Origin of the sequence: Pelagibacterium sp. (genome assembly GCF_965249125.1) — a bacterium.
Classification (GTDB): Bacteria; Pseudomonadota; Alphaproteobacteria; order Rhizobiales; family Devosiaceae; genus Pelagibacterium.
Genome location: NZ_OZ252217.1, coordinates 1,650,106 through 1,667,835 on the forward strand (window position 1 = coordinate 1,650,106; position 17,730 = coordinate 1,667,835).

Annotated in this window: 18 protein-coding genes; 2 read left to right on the forward strand and 16 right to left on the reverse strand. The window is 60.9% G+C overall.

Annotated elements, in window-relative coordinates:
* Positions 1–143 precede the first annotated feature (143 nt).
* Genes ntrC through dusB form a run of 3 tightly spaced genes read right to left on the reverse strand, consistent with a single transcriptional unit; the run spans position 144 to position 3,707 of the window.
* Positions 144–1,592 (reverse strand): nitrogen regulation protein NR(I), encoded by a 1,449-nt coding sequence (gene ntrC, locus ACP148_RS08130; protein ID WP_421950424.1) that lies wholly within the window; start codon positions 1,590–1,592, stop codon positions 144–146.
* A 4-nt stretch (positions 1,593–1,596) separates the two neighbouring features.
* Positions 1,597–2,712 carry a two-component system sensor histidine kinase NtrB gene (locus ACP148_RS08135; protein WP_421950425.1) on the reverse strand — a complete coding sequence of 372 codons (1,116 nt, stop codon included), beginning with the start codon at positions 2,710–2,712 and terminating at the stop codon, positions 1,597–1,599.
* Complete coding sequence (gene dusB / locus ACP148_RS08140) at positions 2,709–3,707, reverse strand: tRNA dihydrouridine synthase DusB (protein ID WP_421950426.1); 999 nt, start codon at positions 3,705–3,707, stop codon at positions 2,709–2,711. The genes ACP148_RS08135 and dusB overlap by 4 nt, the downstream gene beginning before the upstream one ends.
* Before the next feature lie 186 nt (positions 3,708–3,893).
* On the opposite strand from dusB, the gene ACP148_RS08145 reads away from it, so the two are divergent.
* The gene (locus ACP148_RS08145; protein ID WP_421950427.1) at positions 3,894–5,078 is read left to right on the forward strand and encodes a bifunctional 2-C-methyl-D-erythritol 4-phosphate cytidylyltransferase/2-C-methyl-D-erythritol 2,4-cyclodiphosphate synthase; all 1,185 of its coding nucleotides are present in this window, start codon (positions 3,894–3,896) and stop codon (positions 5,076–5,078) included.
* Between the two features lie 3 nt (positions 5,079–5,081).
* On the forward strand, positions 5,082–5,573 hold the full coding sequence (locus ACP148_RS08150; RefSeq protein ID WP_421950428.1) for a CinA family protein: 492 nt from the start codon (positions 5,082–5,084) through the stop codon (positions 5,571–5,573).
* On the opposite strand, the gene ACP148_RS08155 is transcribed toward ACP148_RS08150, so the two are convergent.
* The 13 genes from ACP148_RS08155 to ACP148_RS08215 all read right to left on the reverse strand — a co-directional run bounded on the left by ACP148_RS08155 (position 5,561) and on the right by ACP148_RS08215 (position 17,632).
* Positions 5,561–6,001, reverse strand: a complete 441-nt coding sequence (locus ACP148_RS08155) for a type II toxin-antitoxin system RatA family toxin (RefSeq protein WP_421950429.1) — start codon at positions 5,999–6,001, stop codon at positions 5,561–5,563. The genes ACP148_RS08150 and ACP148_RS08155 overlap by 13 nt on opposite strands.
* Entirely contained in the window at positions 6,001–6,960 is a 960-nt protein-coding gene (gene lipA, locus ACP148_RS08160; protein WP_421950430.1) for a lipoyl synthase, read from the reverse strand. Before lipA ends, ACP148_RS08155 begins: the two co-directional genes overlap by 1 nt.
* Before the next feature lie 20 nt (positions 6,961–6,980).
* The gene (locus ACP148_RS08165; RefSeq protein WP_421950431.1) at positions 6,981–7,238 is read right to left on the reverse strand and encodes a hypothetical protein; all 258 of its coding nucleotides are present in this window, start codon (positions 7,236–7,238) and stop codon (positions 6,981–6,983) included.
* A 154-nt stretch (positions 7,239–7,392) separates the two neighbouring features.
* On the reverse strand, positions 7,393–8,832 hold the full coding sequence (gene lpdA, locus ACP148_RS08170; protein ID WP_421950432.1) for a dihydrolipoyl dehydrogenase: 1,440 nt from the start codon (positions 8,830–8,832) through the stop codon (positions 7,393–7,395).
* 23 nt (positions 8,833–8,855) lie between these two features.
* On the reverse strand, positions 8,856–9,482 hold the full coding sequence (locus ACP148_RS08175; protein WP_421950433.1) for an SGNH/GDSL hydrolase family protein: 627 nt from the start codon (positions 9,480–9,482) through the stop codon (positions 8,856–8,858).
* 10 nt (positions 9,483–9,492) lie between these two features.
* Complete coding sequence (locus ACP148_RS08180; protein WP_421950434.1) at positions 9,493–10,848, reverse strand: pyruvate dehydrogenase complex dihydrolipoamide acetyltransferase; 1,356 nt, start codon at positions 10,846–10,848, stop codon at positions 9,493–9,495.
* Between the two features lie 14 nt (positions 10,849–10,862).
* Entirely contained in the window at positions 10,863–12,269 is a 1,407-nt protein-coding gene (locus ACP148_RS08185) for a pyruvate dehydrogenase complex E1 component subunit beta (protein ID WP_421950435.1), read from the reverse strand.
* 24 nt (positions 12,270–12,293) lie between these two features.
* Positions 12,294–13,301: a pyruvate dehydrogenase (acetyl-transferring) E1 component subunit alpha gene (gene pdhA, locus ACP148_RS08190; protein WP_264224266.1), complete on the reverse strand. Its 1,008-nt coding sequence runs from the start codon at positions 13,299–13,301 to the stop codon at positions 12,294–12,296.
* A gap of 207 nt (positions 13,302–13,508) precedes the next feature.
* Positions 13,509–13,829, reverse strand: coding sequence for an FtsB family cell division protein (locus ACP148_RS08195; RefSeq protein ID WP_421950436.1), 321 nt, complete (start codon positions 13,827–13,829; stop codon positions 13,509–13,511).
* A 126-nt stretch (positions 13,830–13,955) separates the two neighbouring features.
* On the reverse strand, positions 13,956–15,230 hold the full coding sequence (gene eno, locus ACP148_RS08200) for a phosphopyruvate hydratase (RefSeq protein ID WP_421950437.1): 1,275 nt from the start codon (positions 15,228–15,230) through the stop codon (positions 13,956–13,958).
* Between the two features lie 144 nt (positions 15,231–15,374).
* Positions 15,375–15,740, reverse strand: a complete 366-nt coding sequence (locus tag ACP148_RS08205) for a PRC-barrel domain-containing protein (RefSeq protein ID WP_421950438.1) — start codon at positions 15,738–15,740, stop codon at positions 15,375–15,377.
* A 65-nt stretch (positions 15,741–15,805) separates the two neighbouring features.
* Positions 15,806–15,994, reverse strand: a complete 189-nt coding sequence (locus ACP148_RS08210; RefSeq protein ID WP_421950439.1) for a DUF4169 family protein — start codon at positions 15,992–15,994, stop codon at positions 15,806–15,808.
* 12 nt (positions 15,995–16,006) lie between these two features.
* A complete protein-coding gene (locus tag ACP148_RS08215) occupies positions 16,007–17,632 on the reverse strand; it encodes a CTP synthase (RefSeq protein WP_421950440.1) in 1,626 nt (541 codons plus the stop codon).
* Between the last annotated feature and the right edge of the window lie 98 nt (positions 17,633–17,730).

The window sequence follows — 17,730 nt, forward strand, 5'->3', positions numbered from 1 at the left end:
GCCATGGCCGAGTCTGGCCCAACTCGGCTCTTGGTTCAAGATTAATGTTGCCAAAATGTGACAGTGCTTGCCCTGTACCGATCAAGTCGGCGAAAAAGGTTCGGTGAACCTTTCGGCAAGCAAACGCCCTGCGCGACGGAGCTTCACCCCAACTGCCTGGAGTGTTTGACGATTTCGATACCGTGACCCCGGATTTTCTTGCGAAGGGTGTTGCGGTTGAGCCCCAGCAGTTCGGCGGCCTTGATCTGATTGCCCGCGCACAGATTGAGGACCGTCGAAATCAACGGCACCTCGACCTTGTCGATGATGCGCTGATAGACGCCGGCAGGGGGCAGATTGGGCTCGTACTCCCTGAAAAGCTCAGCCAGATCACTTTCGATGACCGTCACGATATCGGCTGGTCCGGGCTTTGACGAAAAATTGCCGCGGTCCGCGAGATTGAGTTCGTTCTGGACGATCTCAAGGGAAATCACCTCGTCCACATAGAGTGCGGCCAGGCGGCGGACGAGGTTTTCCAGTTCGCGGACGTTTCCCGGCCAGTGATATTGCTGCATGAGCTTGAGCGCATCGGACGAAAGCACCTTGGGCGCCTCGTTCTCACGCTGCGCGGCCTTTAGAAAGCTCGCCGCGAGATCGGGCACGTCGTCGATGCGTTCGCGCAGCGGCGGCAGGCGGATCGGGACGACGTTGAGGCGGTAGTAAAGATCCTCGCGGAACAGGCCCTGCCGGATCAACTGGCTAAGGTCCCTGTGTGTCGCGGCGACGATGCGCACATCGGTCTTGATGGCCGTACGGCCACCGACCATCGTATATTCGCCCTCCTGGAGCACACGCAGCAGGCGGGTCTGGGCGTCCATGGGCATGTCGCCAATCTCATCGAGAAACAGCGTGCCGCCCTCAGCCTGCTCGAACCGGCCCGAAGACCGGGACGTCGCGCCGGTGAAGGCGCCCTTTTCGTGACCGAACAGTTCGGCTTCGATGAGATCGCGGGGAATGGCGGCCATGTTGATGGCGACGAACGGCCCGTTCTTGCGCTTGCCGAAATTATGCAATGCCTTGGCGACCAGTTCCTTGCCGGTGCCGCTCTCGCCGGTAATCATGACCGTCAGATCGGTCTGCATGAGGCGGGCGAGTGCTCGATAGATATCCTGCATGGCCGCCGAACGGCCGACCAGCGGCATGTTTTCGCCCTGCTCTTCCTGACCCCGATCGGGAGCCGGCCGCTTGGCGTCGGCCAAGGCGCGGCCCACCACGGCCAGAACCTCCGTGATGTCGAAGGGCTTGGGCAAATACTCGTATGCGCCCATTTCCGAAGCCCGGATGGCCGTCATGAATGTGTTCTGGGCGCTCATCACGACGATTGGCAATTCCGGGCGGAGTTTCTTGATCTTGGGCATGACGTCGAACGCGTTGCCGTCGGGCATCGAGACGTCGGTGATGAGAATATCGCCCTCGCCACGCGTCACCCAGTTCCACATGGTCGAGATGTTGCCGGTGGGCCGGACTTCGTAGCCGGCGCGCGATAGCGCCTGATTGAGCACCATGCGGATCGCGGCGTCGTCGTCGGCGAGGAGAATTGTCTGTCCGGCCATGGTCTTAGTCCTGGTCTTCGGCTTGGCTGATGTCTGTTTTCTGGGCAACCGGCAAAAGAATGCGGAAACGCGTTCGCCCCGGTTTGCTGTCGCAATCGATGACGCCTCCATGATCGCCCACGATCTTTGCGACCAGGGCAAGGCCAAGGCCCGAACCGGAAAGCTTGGTGGTGACGAAGGGATCGAACAGGAACGGCAGGATATCTGCGGGTACGCCCGGGCCGTTGTCCTCGATGACGATTTCGAGCGGCAGGGAAACCCTGTTGCTGTTGCCCGAGACGCTGATGCGGATGCCCGGACGGAAGGCCGTCATTATCTTGATTTCGGCTTTTGCTGTTCTTTCAAGGGCTTCCGCGGCGTTTTTGATCAAATTCAAAAAGATCTGGATCAACTGATCGCGGTCGCCCAGCACGGGCGGCAGGCTGGGGTCGTAGTCCTCTGAGAAGGTGATGCCCTTGGCGACGCCGTTCGATGCCAGCAGCTTCACCCGTTCGAGGATGACGTGGATGTTGATAGGCGTACGCTCGACCGGGCGTTCGTCACCGAACACCTCCATTCGGTCCACAAGCTCGACGATCCTGTCGGTTTCATCGCGAATGAGACGCGCCAGTGCGCGATCGTCGCCAACGGCCGATTGTTCAAGCAATTGGGAGGCGCCGCGGATGCCCGAGAGCGGGTTCTTGATCTCATGGGCCAGCATCGAGGCAAGGCCCGTTACCGAGCGCGCTGCTCCGCGCGATACGAGTTGGCGGTCGATCTTGTCGGCCATTGTCCGCTCCTGGAATATGAGCGTGACGTGGCCCGCCATTTCAGGAATGGGGCTGGCATAGACATCGGCAATCCTGTCCTCGATCACCCGGGCGGTGCCGACCTGCACGCGATACTCGATCATCGGAGCGAGGCGAGAGGCGACGCTTTCGATGAGGCCAAGGATGGGCGAGCCGAACGCTATGAAGTCGGACAGTTTCTGCCGCGTCAGGATGGATGCCGAAGCGTGAAAAAACGCCTCGGCCGCGTAATTGGCAAAGGCAATCGAGCCATCCTGCGCGCAGACGATGACCGGCTGTGGCAGCGACTGGAGTATGGAGGCATGCAGATCTAGTTCCATGAGCGCACTCATGCGGCCTGACTCCAGGTCTGTTCGAAAAGGTGCGGTATCATCCCAAGGACGGCGCGGGGGTCGTTTTCGGTCATGATGGGACGGCGCGCGGCGTTGGACAAATCACCCGCGGCATCGAGATACCAGCCAATATGCTTGCGGGCCACACGGACGCCGAGTTCGGTGCCGTATTCGGACAATATGTCCTCGTAGTGTTCGGCTACCAGGGCCACAAGGTCATCTCCGTCGGGCGCCGGGGGGAGTTGGCGTCCATCGAGGTGCGCGGCCACCTGCCCGACAACCCAGGGTTGACCCTGTGCGCCGCGACCGATCATGACAGCGTCGGCGCCCGATTGGGCCAGAGCCCGGTCGGCCTGATCGGGTCCGACAATGTCGCCGTTGACGACCACAGGAATGCCGACGGCGTCGGTAACCGGCTTCACGAGGTGCCAACGCGCCGTGTCCTTGTAGAACTGCTGGCGGGTCCGCCCGTGCACTGTGATCATTCTTACCCCGGCGCTTTCGGCGCGACGCGCGATATCGGCGGCATTGAGGCTGTCATCGTCCCAGCCCAGCCGCATCTTGACCGTGACCGGCAGGCTGGTGGCGGCAACGACCGCCTCGACGAGCGAGAGCGCGATATCGGGCACACGCATCAACGCGGAACCGGCAAAGCCATTGGTGACACGCTTGGAGGGGCAGCCGAAATTGATGTCGATGACGTCGGCGCCCGCCTCCTCGGCGATCCTGGCGCCGCGCACAAGCCAGTCGGCCTCACATCCTGCGAGCTGGACAATGTGCGGCAGGCCGTGGCTGGGGGTGAGCTTACGGATCATTTCCTTTTGGCCGGTCACAAGGGACGCGCTGGCGATCATCTCCGACACGACCAGCCCTGCCCCGAACCGGGCGGCGAGGTCGCGCATCGGGCGATCGGTTATCCCCGCCATGGGCGCCAGGAAGGCGCGATTTGGCAGGCGGAGGTCACCTATGCTTATTTCTGAGGCAGGCTTGGCCAATCTATTGCCTTAAAACTATACAAGGGCTCAAATTTGGTGACAGATTAGTCAAAATTCGATCCCGTTCAATGCCCGAAGTGGGATCAGTTTGCTAAAGACAGTGGTGCTGACCTTGTTTCTCAGGCCATGGAGCTTTAATTGCGGATGAAGTTTGCGCAAATTATTGCCGGGAACGAGCAAGGCCCAATGAGTGAAGACAAATCAATCGTTGCGCTGGTTGTCGCGGCGGGCCGGGGCGAGCGCGTGGGCGCCGCCGGGCTCCCCAAGCAGTACCGCAACGTGGCCGGCGAGCCCCTGCTGACGATGACTCTGAAGGCGTTGCTGGCCGTAAGGGCCATCGACCGTGTCGTGCCGGTGATCGGCGCAGGGCAGGAAGAAATGTTCGCCGGCCTGGCGCTTTCCGATGCCAGGCTTTCCGCGCCCGTGATTGGCGGCGAAACGCGGCAGGTTTCGGTGCTGAAGGGGCTGGAGGCGCTGGCAGGCCAGCCTCCCGATATTGTGCTCATCCATGACGGCGCCAGACCTTTTGTCGACGCGGCACTGATAGGAAACGTCATCGAGGCGCTGGCCGATGCCGATGGCGCCCTGCCCGTCACGCTGGTCACCGATACGATCAAGCGATCGGTCGACGGCAAGACCGTCGGTGGCACAGAGGACAGGACCCAGCTTTTTGCGGCGCAGACGCCGCAGGGGTTTCATTTTAGCGCAATCTACAATGCGCATCGGCGGGCCATCGAAATGAGCGATGGATTTACCGATGATGCAGCGATCGCCGAATGGGCCGGCTTGAGCGTTGCCCTCGCGCAAGGCAATACGCGCAACATCAAGATAACGCTGCCCGGCGATTTCGAACGGGCCGAGCGCATGATGTCTGAGGGACAAGCTATGGAAACACGGGTTGGATCGGGCTACGACGTTCACGCCTTTGCCGAGGGTGACGCCGTCGTTCTGGGCAATATCGCCATTCCGCACACAGCCCGGCTCAAGGGCCATTCGGATGCCGATGTCGTGCTGCACGCACTTTCCGATGCCATTTACGGCGCCCTTGCCGACGGCGATATCGGCAAGCACTTTCCGCCCAGCGACGTGGAGTGGAAAGACGCCGATTCCTCGATCTTTCTCGAGCATGCCGCAAACCTGGTGCGGCAGCGCGGCGGGCGGCTGGTGCATATGGATGCGACGATCATCTGCGAATACCCCAAGATCGGTCCGCATGTGGACGCGATGCGGGCGCGGATCGCCGAAATCGCGGGCGTGAGCGTCGACAGGGTGGCGATCAAGGCGACGACATCGGAGCGGTTGGGCTTTACCGGCCGCGAGGAAGGCATCGCGGCGCAGGCCGTAGCGACAATCGAACTGCCGCGGAGCTAGGAGATGCTCGACAACGAGACGCTGGCGCTGGCGAAAAAGGTCAATGACCGGCTGATCCTTGCGGGCCATATCATGGTGACGGCGGAAAGCTGCACGGGCGGACTGATTGCGGGCGCGATCACGTCGGTATCGGGGTCGTCCGCCATGCTCTATGGCGGGTTTGTCACCTATTCCAACCGGGCCAAGACCGCCATGATCGATGTGCCCGAGGCGCTTATCGATACGCACGGTGCTGTGTCCGAGGAGGTGGCGCGGGCCATGGCCGAGGGGGCCCTAAAAAGGGCCGGCGTCGATCTGGCCGTAGCCGTCACCGGGATTGCCGGGCCGGGCGGCGGATCGGATGAAAAGCCGATCGGGCTGGTTCATTTCGGGGTCGCGACGAAAGAGCGGACGCTGCACCGGAAAGACCTGTTCGGGGACGGCGGGCGCGATTGGGTGCGGCAGATGACGGTGCGGGTGGCGCTGGAGATGGTGCTTGACGCCTACGCCCCATAGCGGCGGCGCGCCTCCGCCACAAACGCGTCCATGATCTCGTCCTGCTTTGCGGCGAAAGCGGGTTCGGCGACCGAGCGGATCAGCGGGTTGGCGATCTTGAAGTCGATGTCAAAGACGATGGCGGCCCCCTGCCCGTCGTCGGTAAACCGCCATATGCTGTTGAGGTGGCTGAAAAGGCCGTCGACGGCCTTCGCCCGCAATGTCATGGCATCGCGATCGACCACGATCCGGCTCGTATAGGCCTGGCTGATTGGCCCGAAACGGATATGCATCCGCGCGTCGAATTTTTCGTTCGGCTTGGCGGCGTCGCGGCGCACTTCCATGCGCTCGCAATGGGGGATGAACTGGGGATAGGCATCCACGTCCGCAACCAGCGCGAGCATTTGCGCTGCCGAATGCGGCACGTGCCGCTCCAAATGCTTCTGCATCAAGCCAGTCCGAGTTTTTCCTGCCGCGCCTTGCGCAGTGCCGCGAAGTCCTCGCCCGCATGGTGCGAGGAGCGGGTGAGTGGACTGGACGATACCAGAAGGAAGCCCTTGGTCTTGGCGACCGTGGCAAAGGATTTGAATTCCTCAGGCGTCACGAACCGCTCCACCTTGTGGTGCTTGCGGGTCGGCTGGAGGTACTGGCCGATGGTGAGGAAATCGACGTTCGCCACGCGCAAATCGTCCATGAGTTGGAGCACTTCGTTACGCTCCTCGCCCAGGCCCACCATGATGCCGGACTTGGTGAACATCTGCGGATCGAGTTCCTTGACCCGCTGCAAAAGCCGGATGGAGTGGAAATAGCGCGCTCCGGGGCGGACAGTCAGGTATTTCGACGGCACGGTTTCGAGATTGTGGTTGAAGACATCGGGCTTGGCCGCCACGACGATTTCGAGAGCCCCGTCCTTGCGCAGGAAATCGGGCGTCAGGATTTCGATCGTGGTCCGAGGATTGCGGGCGCGGATCGCAAGGATCACATCGGCGAAATGCCGGGCGCCGCCATCGGCAAGATCGTCGCGGTCGACCGACGTGATGACGACGTGTTCGAGGCCGAGCTTTTCGACCGCCTTTGCGACGTTTTCGGGCTCATGGGGATCGAGCGCCGTCGGCAAGCCGGTGCGCACATTGCAGAAGGCGCAGGCACGGGTGCAGATCTCACCCATGATCATCATGGTCGCGTGCTTCTTACTCCAGCACTCCCCGATATTGGGGCAGCCGGCTTCTTCGCACACGGTGACGAGGTTGTTCTCGCGCACGATCTGCTGGGTTTCGCGGTAAACGGCCGAACCGGGCGCCTTGACGCGAATCCAGTCGGGCTTGCGCAGCATCTCGGTGTCGGGACGCTTCGCCTTTTCTGGATGTCTTGGAGACTTGGTGCCTACGGTATCGAGAAGAGTGACCATTGTGTCCTTTTCCGAACCCGTCAGGCTGATGTGTCCAACACCCTGACAAAGGTTACGACGAATACGGCCCCAGCGGCTGCTACGCTGAGCTGGCGTACGAGCCAGTTTGCTATCGGTACGTCAATACCAAAGTAAGCAATCGCGAAGCTGATTACCACGGCTCCGGCCACGCCCGCGGCCAGATAGCGCCAGATCAGCTCGGCTCCAAACAGAAAAGCGCCGACCAGCCCAATGGCCAGTCCGACCAGCACCCAGTACATCAAAAGCTCTTGAGCCATGACGAACCTCAATATGGACGGTTTCACACATCGATCCGCGCCATATTTACCATAAGTGCTTCCCTTCCCGCGGGAACATTGGATGAATTGCTTACCGAATTATCAACCTTGAGTTTACTTTACGAACAATCGGGCGGCAAAGCCCTGTTGCATTTCATATGTTGAGCGCCTGACCGTATGCGTCAAGTACACTCTCCTTCATCGTTTCCGACAGGGTGGGATGCGGGAAGATGGTGTGCATCAGGTCTTCCTCGGTGGTTTCGAGGTTCATCGCCACCACGAAGCCCTGGATCAGTTCGGTCACTTCGGCGCCGACCATGTGCGCGCCGAGCAGTTCGCCGGTCTTCTTGTCGAAGATGGTCTTGACCAACCCGTCAGGTTCGCCCAGCGCGATCGCCTTGCCATTGCCCACGAAGGGAAAGCGCCCGACGCGGATGTCGCGCCCGGCTTCCCTGGCCTTGGCTTCGGTCATGCCGACGCTGGCCACCTGCGGCTCGCAATAGGTGCAGCCGGGGATCTTGGATTTGTCGAGGCCATGAACCTTTTTGCCGGCGATGGTTTCGACGGCCAGAACGGCCTCATGCTCGGCCTTGTGGGCCAGCATCGGCGGACCGGCAACATCGCCTATGGCCCAGATGCCTTCGACGTTGGTCCGGCCATGTCCGTCGACGACGATCACACCGCGATCGATCTTCACCCCGGCCTTTTCCAGACCGAGATTTTCGGAATTGGCCTGCACGCCGACAGCGGAGATCAGCACCTCGGCTTTGACTTCCTTGTTATCGCCATTCTTGAGTTCGACATGGGCCGTGACGCCGTCCTTGGTCTTGTCGACCTTGGAAACCTTGGCGTCGGTCAAAATCGAAATGCCGCGCTTTTCGAAGCGCTTGCGGGCCAGCCCTGCGATTTCGGCATCTTCGACCGGCATGATCTGCGGCAGGAGTTCGATGACCGTCACTTCGGCACCGAGCGAGCGATAGAACGACGCGAATTCGATGCCGATGGCCCCCGATCCCATCACGGCGACCGATTTGGGCATTTTGGCTGGCTTGAGAGCCTCGAAATAGGTCCAGATCTTTTCGCCATCCGGTTCGATGCCAGGCAGCACGCGCGGTCGCGCGCCGGTGGCCACGATGATGTTTCTGGCCTTATAGGTCCCCTCACCCAGCGTTGTCTTGGGCTTTGGGTGCTGGGGTTCGACCGCCTTTTTCTTGGTCGCTTCTACCTTGATCTCGCCGGGCTTGGCGATTGTCGCTTCGCCCCAGATGATATCGACCTTGTTCTTTTTCATCAGGAACTGGACGCCATCATTCATGCGCCCGGCAATGCCGCGCGAGCGCTTGACGATGGCCTCGATATCGAACCCGAATTTGTCTGCGGTCAGCCCGTAATCCTTGGCGTGATCCATGTGGCCGTAGATTTCCGCCGAGCGCAGCAGCGCCTTGGTCGGAATGCAGCCCCAGTTCGAGCAGATGCCCGCCATGTGCTCGCGCTCGACGATCGCGGCCTTGAGACCCAGTTGCGACGCGCGGATGGCTGCGACGTAGCCGCCGGGACCGGCACCGATCACGATGATATCGTATTGATCCGCCATGGCTTTCCTCTTGTCCTTATGGGCTAGAGCCCGAGTATTTCTTTGAGAAGCGGCGCCAGTGCGTCGCCGATTGCGCGTGTGTTGGCCGGGTCCAGATGCACGCCGTCAGCCGGATCGGCCTTGGCAACGCTCGCCGCGTCGAAAAAATGGCAACCGAGTTCGTCAGCGACACGCCGGTAATGGTGCGCTAGCTCCCGGCTCTCTGCGATGGTCTCGCTGAACCGAGGATCAAGTGCCGGACTTGATGGCTCGATGCAATGGGGCGGCGATATCAGGAGCAGCTTCGCGGACGGGGCCTCTATCCTGACGATCTCGCCCAGGCGCTTGATACCGCGCGAGGCCCCCAGAGCACTGCCGCAGACAAAGCTCTTCATGTCGTTGGTGCCGAGCATGATGGCCACGGCGTCGAGCGGGGCGTGACTGTGGATCAGGGTCGGCAGGATTCTCGCGCCGTTGCGGTCGGCAGAGGTCGTGAAATCGTCAAAGGCCGTGCTGCGTCCCCCCAGCCCTTCGGCGATGACCCGCGCCTTTCCCGCGAGTCCTATTTCCAGCCGGGTCGGCCAGCGATCCTCATAGGCATGACGCCCACCCTGAACGAGGGGATCGGAGCCATAGGTGAGGCTGTCGCCATAGGCGAGGATGGTTTTCATAAGGCGAGCCTTAAGCAAGCATCATGACGGGCGTTTCGATCAGCTTCTTGAACGCCGCGAGCAGTTCGGCGCCCAGCGCGCCATCGACGGCACGGTGATCGCACGAGAGCGTTACAGTCATGAAGCTGCCGGTCTTGATCTGCCCCTTTTCGGCATAGACGCGTTCTTCGCCAGCCCCGACCGCAAGGATGGTGCCATGCGGCGGGTTGATGACGGCGCCGAAATGCTTGATGCCGTACATGCCCAGATTGGAGACCGAAGAGGCGCCGCCCTGGTATTCATGGGGCGCGAGCTTTTTCGAGCGTGCGCGCGTGGCCAGATCCTTGACCTCTTCGGAAATCTGCCGAAGGCTTTTGGTGTCGCAGGATTTGACGACGGGCGTGAACAGACCGCCCGGCACCGCGACCGCTACGGCGACATCGGAGCGGTGGTGATAGAGGATCGAATCCCCTGCCCATGTGGCATTGGCCTGCGGAACCTGCTGGAGCGCTATGGCCCAGGCCTTCATGACGAAGTCGTTCACCGAAAGCTTGTAGCCGGGCTTGCCGTCCTTGTCCTTGGGAGCGATTGCGTTGATTTCCTCGCGCGCCTTCATCAGCGCGTCGATGTTGCAATCGAGCGTGAGATAGAAGTGCGGCACGGTCTGCTTGGATTCGGTGAGGCGGGTGGCCACGGTTTTGCGCATGCCGTCATTGGGCACGAGGTCGTAGGTGCCCTCCTCGAACATGGCCAGAACCTGATTTTTGCCCATGCCGGCAGCCAGCGGCGCTCCGCTTGCCGGAGCAGCGCCGGGCTTGGCCGAAACGCCTTCTTTCTTGGCTTTTTCGATATCGGCCTTGACCACGCGCCCCTTTGGCCCCGAGCCGGAAACGGCGGCAAGATCGATTCCTGCGTCCTTGGCGAGGCGACGGGCCAGTGGAGAGGCGAACACGCGCTTGCCATCGGCCTTTGGCGCCGGAAGCGGCTCGGGCGCTGGCTTGGCGTCAGAACTCGATGAGGGCGCCTTGGGTTCGCCTGCCGATTTTTGCTCCGCCTTGGGCTGTTCGGTGTCGGCCTTGGGCGCGTCCTTTTTTTCTTCAGCCTTGGGGGCCGGAGCGGCATCGCCGATGTCGGATGCGCTTTCGCCTTCTTCGAGCAGGACGGCAATCACGGCATTGACCTTGACGTTCTCGCTGCCTTCGGAGACCAGAATCTTGCCGATCGTGCCTTCATCGACGGCTTCCACTTCCATGGTCGCCTTGTCGGTCTCGATCTCGGCAATCACGTCGCCGGAAGAAACGCTGTCGCCTTCCTTAACGTGCCACTTGGCCAGCGTGCCCTCTTCCATTGTGGGCGACAGGGCGGGCATCGTGATGTTGATAGGCATCGCAAGAGCCTCCCTTAGCTGCGGTAGGTGACGGCGTTGACCGCGGCGATGACCTCGTCGACGCTCGGCAGGGCCAGCTTTTCAAGGTTCGCCGCATAGGGCATGGGCACGTCCTTGCCGGTCACGCGGGTGACGGGCGCATCGAGATAGTCGAAGGCGCGCTCCATGAGACGGGCAGAGATTTCAGAACCGATGCCGCCCTGCGGCCAGCCTTCTTCCACGGTCACCACGCGGCCGGTCTTTTTGACCGATTCGATCACCGTATCGATATCGAGCGGACGCAGGGTGCGAAGGTCGATCAGTTCCACGTCGACGCCCGCGGCAACGAGCTTTTCGGTCGCCTGGGTGGCATAGCGCATCCCCATCGAGAAGGAGACGATGGTCACGTCCTTGCCTTCGCGCGCAACGCGTGCCTTGCCGATGGGCAAAACGAAATCGTCCATCTTGGGCACTTCGCCGCTGGTGCCATAGAGAAGTTCGTTCTCAAGGAAGACCACTGGATTGGGTGATCGAATGGCTGCCTTGAGGAGCCCCTTGGCATCGGCAGCGGTATAAGGTGCGATAACGGTGAGGCCCGGAACGTGGCTGTACCAGGCCGAATAGTCCTGGCTGTGCTGGGCGCCGACTCGCGAAGCGACACCATTGGGGCCGCGGAACACCATGGGGGCCGTCACCTGCCCGCCCGACATGTAGAGCTGCTTGGCGGCCGAGTTGATGATCTGGTCGATGGCTTGCATGCCGAAATTCCAGGTCATGAATTCGATTATGGGTTTGAGGCCCGCAAATGCGGCGCCAACGCCCAGCCCGGCAAAGCCGTGCTCGGTGATCGGGGTATCGATAACACGCTCGGCCCCGAACTCCTGCAGCAGGCCCTGGGTCACCTTATAGGCGCCCTGATATTCGGCCACTTCCTCGCCCATGACGAAGACGTCCTTGTCGGCCCGCATTTCCTCGGCCATGGCGTCGCGCAGGGCTTCGCGAACCGTGATGGTGACCATTTCGACATCGTCGGGGATATCGGGGTCGTCCTGCGGCTTGAACTGTGGCGCGGCGGGCGCGTCCTTGGCCTTTGTCGTCGGCTCGGATTTTTCGGCCACCTCGGTATCGGGGCCGGGCTTTTCGGATTCTTTTGGCTCGTCGGCCGAGATTTCGGGTGTGGGGACATCGTCGGCGCTTTCGCCCTCGCCCAACAGCGCGGCGATCGGTGTGTTGACCTTGACCCCTTCGGTGCCTTCGGCAACGAAAATCTTGCCGATCACGCCTTCATCGACGGCTTCGACTTCCATGGTCGCCTTGTCGGTCTCGATCTCGGCCAGGACGTCGCCGGGGCCGACCTTGTCGCCTTCCTTGACGATCCACTTGGCAAGGGTGCCCTCTTCCATGGTGGGCGAGAGCGCGGGCATAAGAATATCGGTTGGCATATCGTGAGGTCTCCCTGCCGGCGCTTATACTGTGATGTCGGTATAGAGCTCGGACGGATCGGGCTCGGGATCGTTGGTTGCGAAATCGGCCGCTTCGGTGACGATGGCGCGAATATCCTTTTCGATATCCTTGAGTTCGTCCTCGCTGGCGAATTTCTGCTCGAGAATGCGCTTTCTGACCTGCTCGATAGGGTCGCGCTCGGACCGCATGGTGGTCACTTCGTCCTTGGAGCGATACTTTGCCGGATCGGACATGGAGTGGCCGCGATAGCGGTAGGTCAGCATTTCGAGGATGTATGGCCCCTTGCCGGAGCGCGCATGCTCGATGGCCCGCTCGGCAGCTTCCTTGACCATGCGAACGTCCATGCCGTCGACCTGTTCACCTTGGATGCCAAACGACACGCCGCGCTGGGACAGATCGGTGGTCGAGGCGGAACGTTCGACCGATGTCCCCATGGCGTATTTGTTGTTTTCGATCACATAGACAACCGGCAGCTTCCAGAGCTTGGCCATATTGAAGCTCTCATAGACCTGGCCCTGATTGGCGGCGCCGTCACCGAAATAGGTGATTGAAACCGATCCGTCGCCGCGATATTTCGAGGCGAAGGCGAGACCGGTGCCGAGCGAGGCCTGCGCGCCCACGATGCCGTTGCCGCCGTAAAAGCGATGTTCGTTGGAGAACATGTGCATCGAGCCGCCCTTGCCCTTGGACAACCCCCCCTTGCGGCCGGTCAACTCGGCCATCACGCCCTTGGGGTCCAGTCCCATGACCAGCATGTGGCCGTGGTCGCGATAGCCGGTGATCTGGGCGTCTTCGCCCTTCTTGGATGCCATGGTGATGCCGGTGACGACAGCTTCCTGGCCGATATAAAGGTGACAGAACCCGCCGATCAGCCCCATGCCGTACATCTGACCGGCTTTTTCTTCAAAGCGCCTGATGAGCAGCATTTCGCGGAAAGCGTGGAGTTCCTCGTCCTTGGTGAATTCGGGGGCATTGGATTTGGCCTTGGCGGCCGTCGCTTTACGCGCCATGCGATATCTCCGGAAAGAACCTGATCGCTGCCGCCGCCCGTTATCGGGGCTGGACGGGATGCTGAATGCATTGATGCACAATAGCCCGAACGATACCAGCCGCCAAGCGTTGTGCCATAGCCAAGCCAACACGTATCCGCTTGTTTTTTCGGGGATAAATTAGGTAAATCGAATTTCGGTTAATTTCTTAGTTTAACTGAAATCGAATTAACTTCTGTCTTCAGGGACGATGATGATATCGTCCGGGTGCACGAGTCCAAGCAACGCACGGGCGCGCTCGGTCAGGATGTCGGGGTCGAGCCGCCGAGGATTGAACAGCGCGATCCGATGCTCGTAGGATTCGATCTCGGTTTCGAGCGCCGCCTGCCGGGCTTCCAGCACCGTGATCTCACCAAGCATTTCCCGCTGGCTCTCGATGCCAAACGTCCCGGTCACCACATGATAGCCCAGATATCCCTGAAATGCGAGCAACCCGGCGGTGATGCCGAGCTTGACGAGGATTGATGGGCGTTTGACGCGGGTGGGCATGGATAAGAACGATACGCAGGAAGTGACCCCCTGCTTATCGCATGGCTATGCTTAAAGACTGGTTTCCACCGCCCTCTTGGGTCGCGCCCAAAAGAAGGGGGCGCCGAAGCGCCCCTGCCCTATTTGCTAACCCTTGAGGATGGAACGGCCGGCGTAGCGGGCGGACGTGCCGAGAAATTCCTCTATGCGGATCAACTGATTGTACTTGGCCAGCCGGTCGGAGCGGGCCAGCGAGCCGGTCTTGATCTGCCCGCAATTGAGCGCGACGGCAAGGTCGGCGATGGTTGAGTCCTCGGTCTCACCCGAGCGGTGCGACATGACCGAGGTATAGGACGCCTTGTGCGCGGTCTCGACGGCTTCCAGGGTTTCCGACAGGGAGCCGATCTGGTTCACCTTGACGAGAATCGAGTTGGCGACGCCCATCCGGATGCCCGAATTGAGGCGCTCGGTATTTGTGACGAACAGATCGTCGCCGACCAGCTGCACCTTGGATCCGATGGCTTCGGTCAGGGCCTTCCAGCCATCCCAATCGTCCTCGGCCATCCCGTCTTCGATGGAAATGATCGGGAACCGATTGGTCAAATCCTGGAGGTAGCGGACCATCTCGTCCGAACCGAGGGTCTTGCCCTCGCCCTTGAGATTGTAGCTGCCATCCTTGAAGAACTCGGTCGAGGCGCAATCGAGGGCGAGATAAACATCTTCGCCCGGGGCATATCCGGCCTTTTCTATGGACTTCATGATGAAGCCCAACGCGTCCTCGGTCGACGAGAGATTGGGAGCAAAGCCGCCCTCGTCGCCCACATTGGTGTTGTGTCCTTCGGCGGCCAGACCCTTTTTGAGGGTATGGAAGATCTCCGAACCGATCCGCACGGCGTCGGCAATCGAATCCGCCCCGACGGGCATGATCATGAATTCCTGGATATCGATCGGGTTGTCGGCGTGCTCACCGCCGTTAATGATGTTCATCATGGGCACGGGCAGCAGGCGCGCATTCGGGCCGCCCACATAGCGCCAGAGCGGCAGAGCGCTCGATTCGGCGGCAGCGCGGGCCACGGCCAGCGACACGCCGAGAATGGCGTTGGCGCCCAGCTTGGCCTTGTTGGGGGTGCCATCGAGTTCGATCATAGCCTGATCGATGCCGATCTGGTCGAGAGCGTCCATGTCCTCGATTTCGTTGGCGATCAGGGTGTTGACGTTATCGACGGCATCGAGCACGCCCTTGCCCAGATAAGCCTCACCGCCATCGCGCAACTCGACCGCTTCATGGGCACCCGTCGAAGCGCCGGAAGGCACCGCGGCGCGGCCGAAGCTGCCGTCGTCGAGAACCACGTCGACTTCGACGGTCGGATTGCCGCGGCTGTCAAAGATCTGACGGCCAATGACGTCAACAATTGCAGACATATAAGCGCCCTTCGTTTCATGGGAGATGCCGGTTGCAGCCCTTCTAATAAAGGCGGCCCGGCTTAGGAAGGGCTTGGCGCAAAAATAATACGGCCCGATGACACTGCATCGGGCCGTATAGGCCATTGCTTATATTATCGAAAGCTAATGCCAGTATGGATCGACCTTGTAGTAGGAATAGGCTTCCTGGCGGGCATGGAGCCCATCATCCTTGGTCAATTCGGTGATGGTGTCGGCGGGGCCGGCTTCGAGCTCGTCGCGGGTGAAGGGCACGACATAGCCCTCCTGATCCTGATCGTAATCGAGCGTTGCCCAGGGAAGGGCGTGATATTTCTCACCCATTCCAAGGAAGCCGCCGAAACCGACAACGGCGAACATGATGGAATTATCGGCCTTGTCGAGAACGATGTCCTCGACCTTGCCGATCCGTTTGCCATCGAGATTGTAGACATCGGTGCCAACGGCGCGTGTTGCGCGTATGGCGGTCGTGTGTCCGGATGCAGTGGGCATGAGCAACCTCCGTTTTGGGGTCTTTTGTTATGCGCGTGCACAACGTCCCTGGACGGATCGGGTTCCTAGGTGTCGTCTTTCGATTGACGTTTGTGAAGATCGAGGTGTTTCGCCTCGAGCTCAGCCTGTTTTTCGGCCTTGTGCCGCTCGGCCTTGGTGCGACCGAATTTGGCCCGATTGGTGTCTGCCGCGCGCTCTTTTTCAGCGCGCGACTTATGCTTGCGGGCTTGCCGGAGATTGACGATCTCGGCCATTGCCCCGCTCCCCTAGACCAGCCGGCTTTGGTCGACCGCCGCCGCAATGAATGAGCGAAACAGCGGATGTGGCTCGAACGGCCGGGACTTGAGTTCGGGGTGGTATTGAACGCCGATGAACCAGGGGTGGTCGGTGCGTTCGACGATTTCGGGCAACGTTCCGTCCGGCGAAAGTCCGGAAAACAGAAGACCGTTGGCCTCCAGCACCTTGCGATAGGTCATGTTGACTTCGTAGCGGTGACGGTGACGCTCGGAAATCCTGTTGGTGCCATAGATGTCGGCCACGCGGCTGCCGCGCACCAATTGGGCGGGGTACGCGCCCAGGCGCATGGTGCCGCCGAGGTCCTTGTCGGACCCGGCGCGTTTTTCGTTGTCCTTGACCCACTCGGTCATCAGGCCCACGACCGCCTCCTTGGTCGGGCCGAATTCGGTCGAGGACGCCTTGGGAATGTGGGCGGTGTTGCGAGCCGCTTCGATGCAGGCCATCTGCATGCCGAAGCAGATCCCGAAATAGGGAACGTCGCGGATACGGGCGAAGCGCGCCGCATTGATCTTGCCTTCAGAACCGCGTTCGCCGAAGCCACCGGGCACCAGAATGCCATGAATGCCTTCGAGATAGGGCGCGGGATCGTCGCGCTCGAAAACCTCGGACTCGATCCATTCGAGGTTGACCTTGACGTTGTTGGCGATGCCGCCATGCGCCAGCGCTTCGGAAAGCGACTTATAGGCATCCTTGAGGCCGGTGTACTTGCCGACGATGGCAATATTGACAGTGCCTTCGGGCTCGTGGACGCGGCGCGAAATCTCGCGCCACCCGTCGAGTTCGGGTGCCGGGGCGTCCTTGATTCCGAAAGCGGCCAACACTTCGTCGTCCAGGCCCTCTTCATGATAGGCGATCGGCACGTCGTAGATCGAGGCGACATCGAGCGCCTGGATGACCGCCGACGGACGCACGTTGCAGAACAGTGAGAGCTTGCGCTTCTCGCTCTCGGGAATCGGCCGGTCGCAGCGCACCAGCAATACATCGGGCTGGATGCCGATCGAGCGCAGTTCCTTGACCGAGTGCTGGGTCGGCTTGGTCTTGAGTTCGCCAGCGCTGGGAATAAACGGCATCAGCGTCAGATGCACGAACACGGCATCGCCGCGCGGCAGTTCGTTGCCGAGCTGACGTATGGCTTCGAGGAACGGCATCGCCTCGATATCGCCGACGGTCCCGCCGATTTCGCACAGGACGAAATCGAAATCGTCATTGTCGGAGGTGACGAAGGATTTGATTTCGTCTGTGACGTGCGGGATCACCTGGACGGTTGCGCCGAGATAGTCGCCGCGCCGCTCCTTGGCCAGGATATCGGAATAGATCCTGCCCGTCGTCACGTTGTCCTGCTGGTTGGCCGACCGCCCCGTGAAGCGCTCGTAATGGCCCAGATCGAGGTCGGTTTCCGCCCCGTCGTCGGTCACGAACACCTCGCCGTGCTGATAGGGCGACATCGTGCCGGGATCGACATTGAGATAGGGATCGAGCTTACGCAGCCGAACCTTGTATCCACGCGCCTGCAACACGGCGCCAAGCGCCGCCGAAGCAAGACCTTTTCCGAGCGAGGAGACCACGCCACCGGTGATGAAAACGTACCGAGCCATGGAATTTTACCTTACATAAGCCGCTTTCGATTCGAAGCGCGAAAATGATCGCGCCCACACAAAAAAGAAGGGGATGTTTCCATCCCCGTTCTTCGTAT